The following is a 13,096-nucleotide window of genomic DNA, read 5'->3' as shown; positions in this document are numbered from 1 at the left end:
GACGACGCTTCAGTTATAGGCATGAAGGGTTCGTTGGCACAATGCCGAACGCACGCAGTCGTCTTTATGGAAACGGACAATACCTATCATCTCATCTTCTTCAAAGCGAGCTAACGCATCACTTAACCCTGATTGAACATGAGTCGGTAAATCGCACTGGGTAATGTCGCCATTTACGATAACCGTCACGTTCTCCCCGAGGCGCGTTAAGAACATCTTCATTTGCGCAGCAGTCACATTCTGAGCCTCGTCAAGAATGACGACTGCATTTTCAAATGTACGTCCGCGCATATAGGCGAACGGCGCGATTTCCACCTTACCAATCTCAGGCCGCAGGCAGTATTGCATAAAAGATGCGCCCAGGCGTTTCACCAGCACGTCATAGACGGGCCGGAAATAAGGCGCGAACTTCTCGGATATATCGCCTGGTAAGAAGCCGAGATCTTCATCGGCCTGCAAAACCGGACGGGTAACAATAATCCTGTCTACATCTTTATGTATCAGAGCCTCTGCTGCTTTTGCCGCACTGATCCAGGTTTTTCCACACCCGGCTTCGCCAGTGGCGAAGATCAGTTGTTTACTCTCGATAGCATTCAGGTAGTGCTCCTGAGCCTCATTTCGCGCTACGATTGGTGTGGCGTCACGGCTATCACGCGCCATACCTATCGCTTCTACGCCGCTCATCTGCACAAGCGAGGTGACCGATTCTTCTTCACGTTGTTTGTGGCTACGCGAATCCCGTCTCAGCACACGTTTTGCTTCACGACGAGCTTTGATCACTGCTTTTTGTCTTCCCATGGATAGCACCTTGAGTTGTTGGTATACATCACACGCGCCGTTGGCGGCACGATTATGCGCACGAACATCTGAGGGTTGGCTTCCTTGTAAGCCATAGCTTGCTTTTTGAAAAGACGCCCTACACGGCTACGCGCACCGAATACGGCGTCAGTAACAGGGATAAAAAGAGGAAGTGAGAGGAATTTAGCGGTGACGACAGGGCTACCGGAGGAGAGGCATCCGCATAAGTTATTGCTGTTACTGCGAAAAACGTGTCCAGTACAGGACCTTACCATTCGCGATCTCCATAGTGAAAAGTGTCATCACTGCCGGGAACTACCGCTATTACGTATTAGTACAACATAATTTATCATTAATGCAACAACATATTTACCATGCATTAACTAAAGTTCCCCTTTGCACTGGCAATAGTCTCTTACAGAGATATTACAAAATTATTTCACCTGAACGCTCATAGTAAAAATTAATACTTTCATTCATCGACATACAGAGAAACACGCCACAATTCTGAATAAAAAGCCCGCGCATGGCGGGCGATGAAAGTAAACGGGCAGCGGTCAGATTACTCTGCCTGTAAACGCGACGGCGGTGCGGAGTGGTAATACGCATCCGCTTTCGCAAAACGTTCTTGCATAGCCGACGACGGCGCTTTACCCAGCAGGCTAAAGACCACAATCCCGATGCTGCCGAAGATGAAGCCAGGGATGATTTCGTACAGATCCAGCCAGCCAAACTGTTTCCAGACAATAACCGTCAGCGCCCCGATAACCATTCCGGCCAGCGCGCCGTTACGGGTCATACGCGACCACATCACCGAGAACAGCACGACCGGGCCAAACGCCGCGCCGAAGCCCGCCCACGCATAGCTCACCAGACCGAGCACGCGGTTTTCAGGGTTAGCAGCCAGCGCGATAGACACCAGCGCAACCACCAGCACCATAATGCGCCCTACCCATACCAGCTCTTTCTGGCTCGCGCCTTTACGCAAGAAGGCTTTATACAAATCTTCGGTAATCGCGCTGGAGCACACCAGCAACTGGCAGCTTAACGTCGACATCACCGCCGCGAGAATAGCGGACAACAGAATACCGGCAATCCACGGGTTGAACAGGATTTGCGCCAGTTCAATGAACACGCGCTCCGAGTTCTGGTTCACCGCTCCGGCCAGTGCCGGGTTATTGTTAAAGTAAGCAATGCCGAAGAAGCCGACAGCCACCGCCCCCGCCAAGCACAGGATCATCCAGCTCATACTGATGCGACGCGCGTGCACGATGCTGTGGTGAGAATCCGCCGCCATAAAGCGCGCCAGAATATGCGGTTGACCAAAGTAGCCCAGCCCCCAGCCCATCAGGGAGATAATGGCGACAAAGTTCAGTCCCTTGAGCATATCCACATTCTCAATGCTCTTTTGTTTAATCACTTCCAGGGAGTCACCAAAACCGCCGACGCTGATGATCACCATAACAGGCGTCAGAATCAGGGCGAAAATCATCAGGCTGGCCTGGACGGTGTCGGTCCAGCTCACGGCCAGGAAGCCGCCAATAAAGGTGTAGATAATGGTGGCTGCCGCCCCCGCCCACAGCGCGGTTTCATAGCTCATGCCAAAGGTGCTTTCAAACAGACGCGCCCCTGCCACAATCCCCGATGCGCAATAAATGGTGAAAAACAGCAGGATAACCAGGGCAGAGATAATGCGCAGAACGCGACTTTTATCTTCAAAACGCCCGGTAAAATAATCCGGCAGAGTCAGGGCGTTATCATTAAATTCAGTGTGGACGCGTAAACGTCCCGCCACCAGTTTCCAGTTAATCCATGCCCCTAACGTCAGACCAATCGCGATCCAGCTTTCAGAAATCCCCGACAGGAAAATCGCCCCCGGCAGACCCATCAGCAGCCAGCCGCTCATATCAGATGCGCCAGCGGATAATGCCGTCACAAACGGCCCAAGGCTGCGGCCGCCGAGAATATAGTCATCAAAGTTTTTGGTCGAACGCCATGCAATAAACCCTATCAATATCATGCCAAAGATATAGACACAAAACGTCACCAACATCGGTGTGCTAATAGCCATCAAAAGTCTCCAGATTTTATGTGCCGGCAATAATAAGAGCTGCCGTTTTATACCCTGCCGGAACGTGGCAATGGTGTTTATGTTTACCAGGGCGACCGTATCCTGCCGGAAGCGGTGGTCATTCACAATCGATTTAACACATCATTTACATCAAATTTTATTCGGGTGGGATACTATTTTTCTCCAGGTTGCACTCTCTCACATTTTTTAAGGTTGCACCTTTCAAAAGTGTTAACTGCCGCAGAGAAAAAGATTTGGTTATTGTTTTTATCCCATCCAGAAGCGTCTCTTCTTTTAACATTTCATTCATTTTTAAGCTTGCAAGGCAGGTCACATTTAACGAGGTTGCACAAAGTTGCAACATGGTGGATATTTCTCGATAACTATCAGCAGCACATATCAGAACAACAGGAGTAGACGGCATGGGAACCACCACGATGGGGGTTAAGCTGGACGACGCGACGCGCGAGCGTATTAAAACAGCAGCAACACGAATTGATCGCACCCCACACTGGCTGATCAAACAGGCAATCTTTAATTATCTGGAAAAACTGGAAAGCGACGAGGCGTTACCGGAGTTGCCCGCCCTGCTGGCTGGCGCCGCCAATGAAGGCGATGAGTCAACCGCACAGCAGGAAGAAAACCACCAGCCTTTCCTTGAGTTTGCCGAGCAGATCCTGCCTCAGTCGGTCTCCCGCGCCGCGATTACCGCAGCTTACCGTCGCGCCGAAACCGATGCGGTGCCGATGTTAATGGAGCAGGCGCGTCTGCCGCAACCGGTGGCCGAACAGGCCCACAAGCTGGCCTATCAACTGGCGGAGAAACTGCGTAACCAGAAAACGGCCAGCGGCCGCGCCGGGATGGTGCAGGGGCTGTTGCAGGAGTTCTCCCTCTCCTCACAGGAAGGCGTCGCGCTGATGTGCCTTGCAGAAGCGCTGCTGCGTATCCCGGATAAAGCGACGCGTGACGCGCTCATCCGCGACAAAATCAGCAACGGCAACTGGCAGTCGCATATTGGCCGCAGCCCGTCGCTGTTTGTTAATGCCGCCACCTGGGGTCTGTTGTTTACCGGCAAGCTGGTCTCTACCCATAACGAAGCCAGTCTCTCTCGCTCGCTGAACCGGATTATCGGTAAGAGCGGCGAGCCGCTGATCCGCAAAGGCGTGGACATGGCAATGCGCCTGATGGGCGAGCAGTTCGTCACCGGCGAAACCATCGCCGAAGCGCTGGCAAATGCGCGTAAGCTGGAAGACAAGGGCTTTCGCTACTCCTACGATATGTTAGGCGAAGCGGCGCTGACCGCCGCCGATGCGCAGGCTTATATGGTTTCGTATCAGCAGGCTATTCACGCCATTGGCAAAGCGTCTAACGGACGCGGAATTTATGAAGGGCCGGGGATCTCCATCAAGCTTTCCGCCCTGCACCCGCGCTACAGCCGCGCGCAGTATGACCGCGTGATGGAGGAGCTGTATCCGCGCCTGAAATCCCTGACGCTGCTGGCGCGTCAGTATGATATCGGCATCAACATCGACGCCGAAGAAGCTGACCGTCTGGAAATCTCCCTCGACCTGCTGGAAAAACTTTGTTTTGAGCCGGAACTGGCTGGCTGGAACGGCATCGGTTTCGTGATTCAGGCCTATCAGAAACGCTGCCCGTTTGTGATTGATTATCTGATTGATCTCGCCACGCGCAGCCGTCGTCGCCTGATGATCCGCCTGGTGAAAGGCGCGTACTGGGACAGTGAAATCAAACGCGCCCAAATGGACGGACTGGAGGGATACCCGGTTTACACCCGCAAGGTCTATACCGACGTTTCTTATCTGGCCTGCGCGAAAAAACTGCTCGCCGTACCGAATCTGATTTACCCGCAGTTTGCGACCCATAACGCCCATACTCTGGCGGCGATTTATCAACTGGCGGGGCAGAACTACTATCCGGGCCAGTATGAATTCCAGTGTCTGCACGGCATGGGCGAACCGCTGTACGAGCAGGTAACCGGTAAAGTGGCGGATGGCAAACTCAACCGTCCGTGTCGTATTTATGCCCCAGTCGGCACGCATGAAACGCTGCTGGCGTATCTGGTGCGCCGCCTGCTGGAAAACGGCGCTAACACCTCCTTCGTTAACCGTATTGCCGACGCCACGCTGCCGCTGGATGAACTGGTCGCCGACCCGGTGGAGGCCGTGGAAAAACTGGCGCAGCAAGAAGGGCAAACCGGCTTGCCGCATCCGAAAATCCCGCTGCCTCGCGACCTCTACGGACAAGGCCGGGAAAACTCCGGCGGGTTGGATCTGGCTAACGAACACCGTCTGGCTTCCCTCTCCTCCGCCCTGTTGAATAATGCGCTGCAAAAATGGCAGGCCAAACCGATGCTGGAACAGCCGGTCGCTGACGGAGAGATGACGCCGGTGATCAACCCGGCAGAGCCGAAAGACATCGTCGGCTACGTGCGCGAAGCCAGCGCTGCGGACGTTGAACAAGCGCTGCAAAACGCGGTTAACAACGCCCCTATCTGGTTTGCCACGCCACCGCAGGAACGCGCCGCCATCCTGCAACGCGCGGCGGTATTAATGGAAGGCCAAATGCAGCAGCTGATTGGCATTCTGGTACGCGAAGCCGGGAAAACCTTCAGTAATGCCATTGCAGAAGTACGCGAAGCGGTGGATTTCCTCCACTACTACGCCGGGCAGGTACGCGATGACTTTGATAACGAAACGCATCGTCCTTTAGGCCCGGTCGTCTGTATCAGCCCGTGGAACTTCCCGCTGGCCATCTTCACCGGACAAATTGCCGCTGCGCTGGCGGCGGGCAACAGCGTCCTGGCGAAACCGGCGGAACAAACGCCGCTGATTGCCGCCCAGGGCATCGCCATCTTACTGGAAGCCGGTGTTCCGCCGGGCGTAGTGCAGTTGCTGCCCGGCCAGGGGGAAACCGTTGGGGCGCAGTTAACCTCCGATGAGCGCGTACGCGGCGTGATGTTTACCGGCTCGACCGAAGTCGCCAGCTTATTGCAGCGTAACATCGCCACCCGTCTGGATGCGCAGGGTCGCCCGATTCCGCTGATTGCGGAAACCGGCGGGATGAACGCCATGATCGTGGACTCCTCCGCCCTTACCGAACAGGTGGTTGTGGATGTGCTGGCATCTGCGTTTGACAGTGCCGGGCAACGCTGCTCGGCGCTGCGCATACTGTGCTTGCAGGATGATATCGCCGACCACACCCTGAAAATGCTGCGCGGGGCAATGGCGGAATGCCGCATGGGCAATCCGGGCCGTCTGACCACCGACATTGGCCCGGTTATCGATAACGAAGCCAAAACCAATATCGAGCGCCATATTCAGGCGATGCGTACGAAAGGTCGTCCGGTATTCCAGGCCGTACGTGAAAACAGCGACGATGCGCGCGAATGGCAAAGCGGCACCTTTGTTCCGCCAACGCTGATTGAGCTGGAAAGTTTTGATGAGCTGCAAAAAGAGATCTTCGGGCCGGTGCTGCATGTGGTGCGTTACACGCGCAACCACCTTCCCGAACTGATTGCGCAGATCAACGCCTCCGGCTACGGTCTGACGCTGGGCGTACATACCCGAATTGACGAGACCATTGCGCAGGTCACCGGTTCAGCACACGCAGGCAACCTGTACGTCAACCGTAATATGGTCGGCGCGGTCGTGGGCGTCCAGCCATTCGGCGGCGAAGGCTTGTCCGGCACCGGGCCGAAAGCGGGCGGTCCGCTCTATCTCTACCGTCTGTTGGCAAATCGCCCGGAAAACGCGCTGGGCATTACGCTTGCCCGTCAGGATGCGGACTACCCGGTAGATGCCCAGCTTAAAGCCGCGCTGACTCAGCCGCTTGACGCGCTGACCGGGTGGGCGGCGGATCGCCCGGCTTTGCATACGCTTTGTCAGCAGTTTAGCGAGCTGGCGCAGGCCGGAACCCAGCGTTTGCTGCCCGGCCCTACCGGTGAGCGCAATACCTGGACGTTACTGCCGCGTGAACGCGTATTGTGTCTGGCTGATGACGAGCAGGACGCTCTGGTGCAGGTCGCCGCCGTGACAGCGGTCGGGAGTCTGATTTTGTGGCCGGACGATGCCTTCCATCGCGAACTGGCGAAGCGCCTGCCCGCTGCGGTTTGTGAACGTATTCAGTTTGCGAAAGCGGACACGCTGACTTCGCAGCCGTTCGATGCGGTGATCTTCCACGGCGATTCCGATCAGCTACGGGCGCTGTGCGAGGCGGTAGCCGCCCGTGACGGCGCGATCGTGTCGGTACAGGGCTTTGCCCGTGGTGAAACCAATATCCTGCTGGAGCGTCTGTATATCGAGCGCTCGCTCAGCGTTAACACCGCTGCGGCAGGTGGTAACGCCAGCCTGATGACAATTGGTTAAGGCTGTGGTTAATTAAGGCTTTGGAAAATGCCCGGTGGCGCTACGGCTCACCGGGCCTACAAAACACATTTGTAGGCCGGATCAGGCAAAGCCGCCATCCGGCAATGTTTTAGAGCCAGAGGGAAGTATGAAGCGAATTATATTCACATGCGCTGCGCTGCTACTCAGCGCTCCGGCACTGGCCGATGACTGCGCCAACGCCAGCACGCAAATGGAGATGAACACCTGCGCCGCCGCGCAATTTCAAACTGCCGATAAAAAACTCAATGAAACGTACCAGAATGCGCTAAAACGCGCCGAACCGCCGCAGCGTGACTTGCTGAAAAAAGCGCAAATCGCCTGGATTGCCCTGCGGGACGCCGACTGCGCGCTGGTCAGTTCCGGCACGGAAGGCGGCAGTATACAGCCGATGATCGCCAGCCAGTGCATGACGGACAAAACGGACGAACGCGAAGCGTTTTTAGCTTCGCTGCTGCAATGTGAGGAAGGCGATTTGAGCTGTCCGTTGCCGCCTGCCGGTTAACGTACGCGAATGCCTTCAATAATCATCCGCTGTACGCTTTCGACCGTTTGATTGAAAAAGGCTTCATCACGCAGCGTTGCGCCCGTTACCGCTTCGACCTGAGGCGCAAAATCGGCGTAATGCTGCGTTGAAGCCCAAATCATAAAGATCAGGTGATGCGGATCGACGGGCGCCAGTTTTCCACTGTTTACCCATCCGGCAATCAATGCCGATTTTTCGTCAATCAGCGCCTTCAAATCCCCGGTCAGTTCTTCCATCAGCAACGGCGCGCCCGCCAGCATCTCCATGCAAAAAAGCCGGGAAGCCTGCGGATAATCACGGGAGACCTCCAGTTTAAGACGGATGTACTCTTTGATCGCCACCAGCGGCGCGAAATCTTCACGAAAGGCCTTTAACGGCGCCAGCCAGATATCAAGGATTTGTCGCAGTACGGCGACATAAAGCGCCTCTTTCGACGGGTAATAATAGAGCAAGTTGGTTTTGGACACTCCCGCCAGTTCAGCCACCTGCTCCAGACGTGAACCATGAATACCGTACTGGGAAAACGTGTTTAATGCAGCGGTTAAAATCGCCTGGCGCTTGGCGCTGACGGCCTGTGAACGTTTACCTGTTTTTTTCTCTGCGCGTTGAACCATGCGCCCTCTCCTTGTTTTATTGCCGCCAGGATACCGTGGCAACGGCGCTTTTTTCTTTTTGAACGTCAGGACGCTTAGTTTGCGTCGCCTGCGGCGACACTTCAATCTTACGGACAAAAAAACCGCCGGAGGAACCGGCGGCGGTGGCATCATAACGTTTACCAGCGGCATGCGCTAAACATTATGGCGTTAACTTACAGGCTAGCTGTTACGGTTACCGTGACTGCTTTTGCCCCCTTTTTTGCCTGCTTCTGATGCACGCTGCGGGTCATTCTTAAAGTTGCCCCCGCTGTGCTGGCCACCTTTACGACCTGCTTCTGATGCTCTTTCGCGGTCTTCCGCAAAATTACCGGAACCGCCCCGATGGTTTGCCATTACTGACCTCCGTCATAGATTAGACATCATATTGCATCGGTGTTGAGGAAGATCTCCTCACGCGGCATATGGCAGACGCCACAATTATTGCCACGCGGAACTAAGCTTAGCGAAGTTACCCCGGCTGACCAGTAAATCGTAATATTCTGCAACAGGTTCGTCAGGGGGACAGGAATAATCCCCCCAGGAAATCAATAAGCCTCTCTTATGGTTAAAGAAATCCGAACGGCGAAAAATGTATCATTTTGCAACAAAAACGACGTTGATAAATTTTGTTATAAATCAAAGAAATGGTTGTGATATTTGCACTCTCTCCAGGACGTCATATCTTTAAATAGAGGTAGCGAATCGCTACGGACACGGTTAACTCGAGGAGTAGTGCAAAATGGCAAAAATTCTGGTGCTTTATTATTCCATGTACGGACACATCGAAACTATGGCGCATGCGGTGGCGGAAGGGGCAAACAAAGTGGACGGCGCAGAAGTCATTATCAAACGCGTACCGGAAACGATGCAGCCTGAAATCTTCGCAAAGGCCGGAGGTAAAACACAAAACGCACCAGTCGCAACCCCGCAGGAACTGCCTGATTACGACGCCATCATTTTTGGTACGCCGACGCGCTTTGGCAATATGTCAGGCCAGATGCGCACCTTCCTGGACCAGACGGGCGGTTTGTGGGCATCCGGCGCGTTGTATGGAAAACTCGCCAGCGTATTCAGCTCGACAGGCACCGGCGGCGGTCAGGAACAAACCATTACCTCAACCTGGACCACGCTGGCTCACCACGGCATGGTGATTGTCCCTATCGGTTACGCCGCGCAGGAACTGTTTGACGTCTCGCAGGTTCGCGGCGGTACGCCATACGGCGCCACCACAATTGCCGGGGGCGATGGTTCACGCCAGCCAAGCCAGGAAGAACTTTCTATCGCTCGCTATCAGGGTGAATATGTTGCAGGTCTGGCAGTAAAACTCAACGGCTAATCTTCAACAGGAGGATTCGAATGCCAACTCAAGAAGCGAAGGCTCATCACGTCGGCGAATGGGCAAGTCTGCGTAATACATCACCAGAAATAGCCGAAGCCATTTTTGAAGTCGCGAAGTATGACGAGAAACTGGCTGAAAAAATTTGGGAGGAAGGCAGCGACGAAGTGTTGCTTAAAGCCTTTGAGAAGACGGATAAAGATTCGCTATTTTGGGGCGAACAAACCATCGAACGTAAAAATGTCTGACCTTTTCTCCCCCGCCTGCGCGGGGGAGAACCTCTGCTATTTTGCCGCGCTGTTCAACACGTTATCGAACTTATCAAGAGGACAGAAGCCGTTTGCGTCTATCGGGCATCCTGCCAGTTCCAGCGTGACGCGCTGCGCCGGTGATTTCAGCGTCAGGACGTCCGCGTTACGCAACTGCTGCGAGCTCTGATACACATATTCGATTTTCATCAGGTCGCGATTGCCTTTGCTGTCATGCCAGCGCTGGAACACAATCTTGCCGCCAATCGGGGTGCGTTCGTACTGATCGTGCAACTGGTAAGGTTTGAAATCCAGCGCCGTCAGCAGCGAAGCAATATTCGAGTCATGCCCCACCAGAACGGTAATTTTCGGCGCGCTGCTACGGTCAGTCACCAGCGCTTTATCAATATATTTGACCAGCGGTTTGGCGACGTTGCGCGCCACTTCACCCGAGGTAAACAGGCTGTCCTGATACCCGTTCTTCAGCTTTGACAGGACTTTCCACTGCTGATCGGATTTAATCTCGCCCCAGGCGACCTGATCCATCGGGAAGCCTTCGTAGTATTGCAGCGTAAACGCATCCACCAGCGAGTTGCCGACTTTCAGCGGCCCCGAAACGCCAGGCTCCTCCTGATACTTCGCGCTAAAGGCGTCTTTGGCTTCGGTCAGCGAACACTGCTGTTTTTCTTTGCAGGACGGTGAATCTTTGTAGTCCGTCATCTGCGCCAGCAGTTGATAGCTGTCGTCAAGCTGCATCTGGCTGCGCTCTTTTTCCATCGCCTGCACCGCTTTCTGGCTAAACGCCGCAGAGTCATCGGTGATCACCGGATTAAACGTTGGGTCCATCGTGCCCATTTTTTCCTGATGATGTACCGGAATGTCGCACCCAGGGAAAGCGCCGGTGATAAAGAATTGTGCCGTCGCGACGGTACGTTGCAGACTGTTGGCATAGGTATATACCGTGTCCGGCGTCGGGCATTCGCCTGACGTGACCATCCCCTGCTCCGCCAGCCATTCTCGCATGTAGTGGCCCATATAAATTTCCAGCACACCACCTTTCGTGGTGAGCTGCCCGCCGGGCACATCCCACTCCGGCCACTGATTCGGCGTGGACTGCTCCAGCACGCTGCCATTATTGGCCAACGGCGCGCGCAAGTTGTGTCGGCTCATCATCAACACTTGTTGCAGTTGATAACCTTCCGGCGTTGTCTGCGCTTGCGCGGCGGACGACAATAAAACAGCCCCTGCCACAGCGGCGACGAGTATCGATTTTTTCATCCCTACAACCTCTCGTTGTTATCAATCCTCATAGAGTGTGACAGAAATATGACATTTTTCCGGGAACGGTTTCGCAAAACGGGAGATTCCAGAAGATAACCGGCAGGTCAGCATGTTCCGGTTATTCCGAGATAAAAACCTCATACTTAATATTGCGGGCGCAATAAAAAGTGCCGTCCGTCAGATACAGTTCACGAAATCGCGTGTTATCAGAGATGTTGTCCAGCAGGGAACGCTCCGTATCGACAAATTCTTTTTGCACGCGGTAATGAACGGCGTTCTCCGTTTCAAAAGAGACATATTCCGTGGTGGCGTAGGGCTTATTTTTTGATTTCACGTATACGATATATTGCACGGTACTGGCCGTCAGCCCCGTTTTCGCCGCGATCTCTTTGAGACTCAACGTCTCAGAGGCATAAAGCGCCTGAACCTGCGCTATGCGTCGGTGATTATACGCCGTCACCCGAAGGCTCAGTTTCAGCCGATAGGCCATATTCCGCACGGCGGTAATATTGGTGTGAAGCAGTTGCGCTATCTGCTCTGTCGTGAGGATGCCCGCGTTTTCCCGCAGAATCGCAAGGCTTTCGTCGTTCCAGATAAATGCCATTGGGTATCTCTCCGTACGCGTCGTTCATCGCGCCGCCAGGCGCGCAAACGTGGCCTCTAACTCAGGCGGCTTACGCATACCCTGGTGTAGCTCCAGGACGCGTCCTTCGGGGTCAATCAGTACGGAGGTCGGCGTGCCGATCACCTGATAACGTTCCTGGGTAATGTTGAGCTGATCGCGCACCACCGGATAGGTTATCTGATGCTTTGCCAGCAGATCGTTAATCCTGACCGTTTCAGGATCGGTATTGACCGCCACAACCACCACTTTATCGCCCCATTTTTTGCTCAGCGCTTCCAGCGTGTCCATTTCCGCCAGACACCCCCCGCATCCCGCAGACCAAAAATTCAGGTACACCGCCTTTCCTTGCCAGCGTTCAAGGCCTGACTCCTGGCCTTGCAGATCAAACGCCGCCAGCGCCGGGGCCGGTGCCCCGACCGCCAGCTTTTCTTCTTTACACCCGCTTATCAGGATCGCCGCCGCGAGTAACAGCACATTATGCCAGCGCATGTTGATTGGCCTCCTCCCCCAGATATTTACCGTGTTGCAGCCGCAGAATACGGTCGGCAAACTGCCCAAGCGCAGGGTTGTGCGTCACCATCACAATCGTGCGCCCCTGACGATGCAGATCGGTGAGCAGATCCAGCACCCGCTGCTCATTCTCTTCATCCAGGTTGCCCGTCGGTTCATCCGCGAAAATAACCGGCGGTTCGTTGACCAGCGCCCGGGCGATACACACACGCTGCTGCTCACCACCGGAAAGCTGGCTCGGCAGGTGCGTCACACGATGCCCAAGCCCTACCTGCTCCAGCACTTTCCTCGCCGCCGCTTCATCCACCACGCTGTGGTAATGCTGGGCGAGCATGATGTTTTCCAGCGCAGTTAAGAACGGGATCAAATGGAACTGCTGAAATACCAGGCCGATTTTCTCGGCGCGAAAGCGACGACGCCCCTCTTCATCCAGCGCGGCGGCATCGGTGCCGTCAAGAAACACCTGCCCTTCCGTCGCCGTATCAAGGCACGTCAGAATATTCATCAGCGTGGTTTTACCAGAACCAGAAGCGCCCATAATGGCGACAAATTCACCCTGCGCAATGCGCAGATTAATGTCATCCAGGGCGGTAACGTCACCGAACCGTTTGTATAAGTGGCGGGTTTCGATCGCCACCTGAGGGATATGCGTAACGGACATGG

At 54.7% G+C, this 13,096-nt stretch carries 13 protein-coding genes; 4 read left to right on the top strand and 9 right to left on the bottom strand.

The window, feature by feature from the left end; genetic code table 11:
* Window positions 1-9: 9 nt before the first annotated feature.
* From phoH to OGV82_RS17850, 3 genes are all read right to left on the bottom strand, one after another.
* A complete protein-coding gene (gene phoH, locus OGV82_RS17860) occupies window positions 10-798 on the bottom strand; it encodes a phosphate starvation-inducible protein PhoH (protein WP_047457616.1) in 789 nt (262 codons plus the stop codon).
* Window positions 799-1,360: 562 nt separating this feature from the next.
* A complete protein-coding gene (gene putP / locus OGV82_RS17855) occupies window positions 1,361-2,869 on the bottom strand; it encodes a sodium/proline symporter PutP (RefSeq protein WP_024130454.1) in 1,509 nt (502 codons plus the stop codon).
* A gap of 157 nt (window positions 2,870-3,026) precedes the next feature.
* Entirely contained in the window at window positions 3,027-3,293 is a 267-nt protein-coding gene (locus tag OGV82_RS17850) for a hypothetical protein (protein ID WP_123907508.1), read from the bottom strand.
* Here OGV82_RS17850 and putA point away from each other — a divergent pair.
* Window positions 3,292-7,254, top strand: coding sequence for a trifunctional transcriptional regulator/proline dehydrogenase/L-glutamate gamma-semialdehyde dehydrogenase (putA, locus tag OGV82_RS17845; RefSeq protein ID WP_101744371.1), 3,963 nt, complete (start codon window positions 3,292-3,294; stop codon window positions 7,252-7,254). The genes OGV82_RS17850 and putA overlap by 2 nt on opposite strands.
* 127 nt (window positions 7,255-7,381) lie before the next feature.
* The gene (locus OGV82_RS17840; RefSeq protein WP_071258246.1) at window positions 7,382-7,777 is read left to right on the top strand and encodes a lysozyme inhibitor LprI family protein; all 396 of its coding nucleotides are present in this window, start codon (window positions 7,382-7,384) and stop codon (window positions 7,775-7,777) included.
* On the opposite strand, the gene rutR is transcribed toward OGV82_RS17840, so the two are convergent.
* Together rutR and OGV82_RS17830 are read right to left on the bottom strand one after the other, a co-directional pair.
* Window positions 7,774-8,412, bottom strand: coding sequence for an HTH-type transcriptional regulator RutR (rutR, locus tag OGV82_RS17835; RefSeq protein WP_101744370.1), 639 nt, complete (start codon window positions 8,410-8,412; stop codon window positions 7,774-7,776). The two genes, OGV82_RS17840 and rutR, sit on opposite strands and share 4 nt — an antisense overlap.
* A 201-nt stretch (window positions 8,413-8,613) precedes the next feature.
* Window positions 8,614-8,787 carry a con-10 family general stress protein gene (locus OGV82_RS17830; protein ID WP_012132907.1) on the bottom strand — a complete coding sequence of 58 codons (174 nt, stop codon included), beginning with the start codon at window positions 8,785-8,787 and terminating at the stop codon, window positions 8,614-8,616.
* Between the two features lie 385 nt (window positions 8,788-9,172).
* Between OGV82_RS17830 and wrbA the strand changes: the two genes are divergently transcribed.
* Together wrbA and OGV82_RS17820 are read left to right on the top strand one after the other, a co-directional pair.
* Complete coding sequence (gene wrbA / locus OGV82_RS17825; protein WP_047457630.1) at window positions 9,173-9,769, top strand: NAD(P)H:quinone oxidoreductase; 597 nt, start codon at window positions 9,173-9,175, stop codon at window positions 9,767-9,769.
* A 20-nt stretch (window positions 9,770-9,789) separates the two neighbouring features.
* Window positions 9,790-10,017 carry a YccJ family protein gene (locus tag OGV82_RS17820; RefSeq protein ID WP_047457633.1) on the top strand — a complete coding sequence of 76 codons (228 nt, stop codon included), beginning with the start codon at window positions 9,790-9,792 and terminating at the stop codon, window positions 10,015-10,017.
* Between the two features lie 36 nt (window positions 10,018-10,053).
* Here OGV82_RS17820 and agp read toward each other — a convergent pair whose 3' ends face one another.
* The 4 genes from agp to OGV82_RS17800 all read right to left on the bottom strand — a co-directional run bounded on the left by agp (window position 10,054) and on the right by OGV82_RS17800 (window position 13,094).
* Entirely contained in the window at window positions 10,054-11,295 is a 1,242-nt protein-coding gene (gene agp / locus OGV82_RS17815; RefSeq protein WP_047457637.1) for a bifunctional glucose-1-phosphatase/inositol phosphatase, read from the bottom strand.
* Window positions 11,296-11,416: 121 nt separating this feature from the next.
* Window positions 11,417-11,902: a hypothetical protein gene (locus tag OGV82_RS17810; RefSeq protein WP_000874189.1), complete on the bottom strand. Its 486-nt coding sequence runs from the start codon at window positions 11,900-11,902 to the stop codon at window positions 11,417-11,419.
* Window positions 11,903-11,926: 24 nt separating this feature from the next.
* Complete coding sequence (locus OGV82_RS17805; RefSeq protein WP_012132911.1) at window positions 11,927-12,412, bottom strand: TlpA family protein disulfide reductase; 486 nt, start codon at window positions 12,410-12,412, stop codon at window positions 11,927-11,929.
* Complete coding sequence (locus OGV82_RS17800) at window positions 12,399-13,094, bottom strand: ABC transporter ATP-binding protein (protein WP_000117262.1); 696 nt, start codon at window positions 13,092-13,094, stop codon at window positions 12,399-12,401. The genes OGV82_RS17805 and OGV82_RS17800 overlap by 14 nt, the downstream gene beginning before the upstream one ends.
* Between the last annotated feature and the right edge of the window lie 2 nt (window positions 13,095-13,096).

Source organism: Citrobacter sp. CK191, from assembly GCF_030333435.1.
Taxonomy (GTDB): domain Bacteria; phylum Pseudomonadota; class Gammaproteobacteria; order Enterobacterales; family Enterobacteriaceae; genus Citrobacter_B; species Citrobacter_B koseri.
The sequence above is the reverse complement of the archived record's forward strand: the minus strand, read 5'-3'. Positions and strand labels throughout refer to the sequence as shown.

Coding starts and splice junctions, on each gene's coding strand:
- OGV82_RS17800 (WP_000117262.1), bottom strand. CDS start 13,094: ATGTCCGTTACGCATATCCCTCAGGTGGCGATCGAAACCCGCCACTTA.
- OGV82_RS17820 (WP_047457633.1), top strand. CDS start 9,790: ATGCCAACTCAAGAAGCGAAGGCTCATCACGTCGGCGAATGGGCAAGT.
- OGV82_RS17810 (WP_000874189.1), bottom strand. CDS start 11,902: ATGGCATTTATCTGGAACGACGAAAGCCTTGCGATTCTGCGGGAAAAC.
- rutR (WP_101744370.1), bottom strand. CDS start 8,412: ATGGTTCAACGCGCAGAGAAAAAAACAGGTAAACGTTCACAGGCCGTC.
- putA (WP_101744371.1), top strand. CDS start 3,292: ATGGGAACCACCACGATGGGGGTTAAGCTGGACGACGCGACGCGCGAG.
- OGV82_RS17850 (WP_123907508.1), bottom strand. CDS start 3,293: ATGCCGTCTACTCCTGTTGTTCTGATATGTGCTGCTGATAGTTATCGA.
- agp (WP_047457637.1), bottom strand. CDS start 11,295: ATGAAAAAATCGATACTCGTCGCCGCTGTGGCAGGGGCTGTTTTATTG.
- wrbA (WP_047457630.1), top strand. CDS start 9,173: ATGGCAAAAATTCTGGTGCTTTATTATTCCATGTACGGACACATCGAA.
- phoH (WP_047457616.1), bottom strand. CDS start 798: ATGGGAAGACAAAAAGCAGTGATCAAAGCTCGTCGTGAAGCAAAACGT.
- putP (WP_024130454.1), bottom strand. CDS start 2,869: ATGGCTATTAGCACACCGATGTTGGTGACGTTTTGTGTCTATATCTTT.
- OGV82_RS17840 (WP_071258246.1), top strand. CDS start 7,382: ATGAAGCGAATTATATTCACATGCGCTGCGCTGCTACTCAGCGCTCCG.
- OGV82_RS17805 (WP_012132911.1), bottom strand. CDS start 12,412: ATGCGCTGGCATAATGTGCTGTTACTCGCGGCGGCGATCCTGATAAGC.
- OGV82_RS17830 (WP_012132907.1), bottom strand. CDS start 8,787: ATGGCAAACCATCGGGGCGGTTCCGGTAATTTTGCGGAAGACCGCGAA.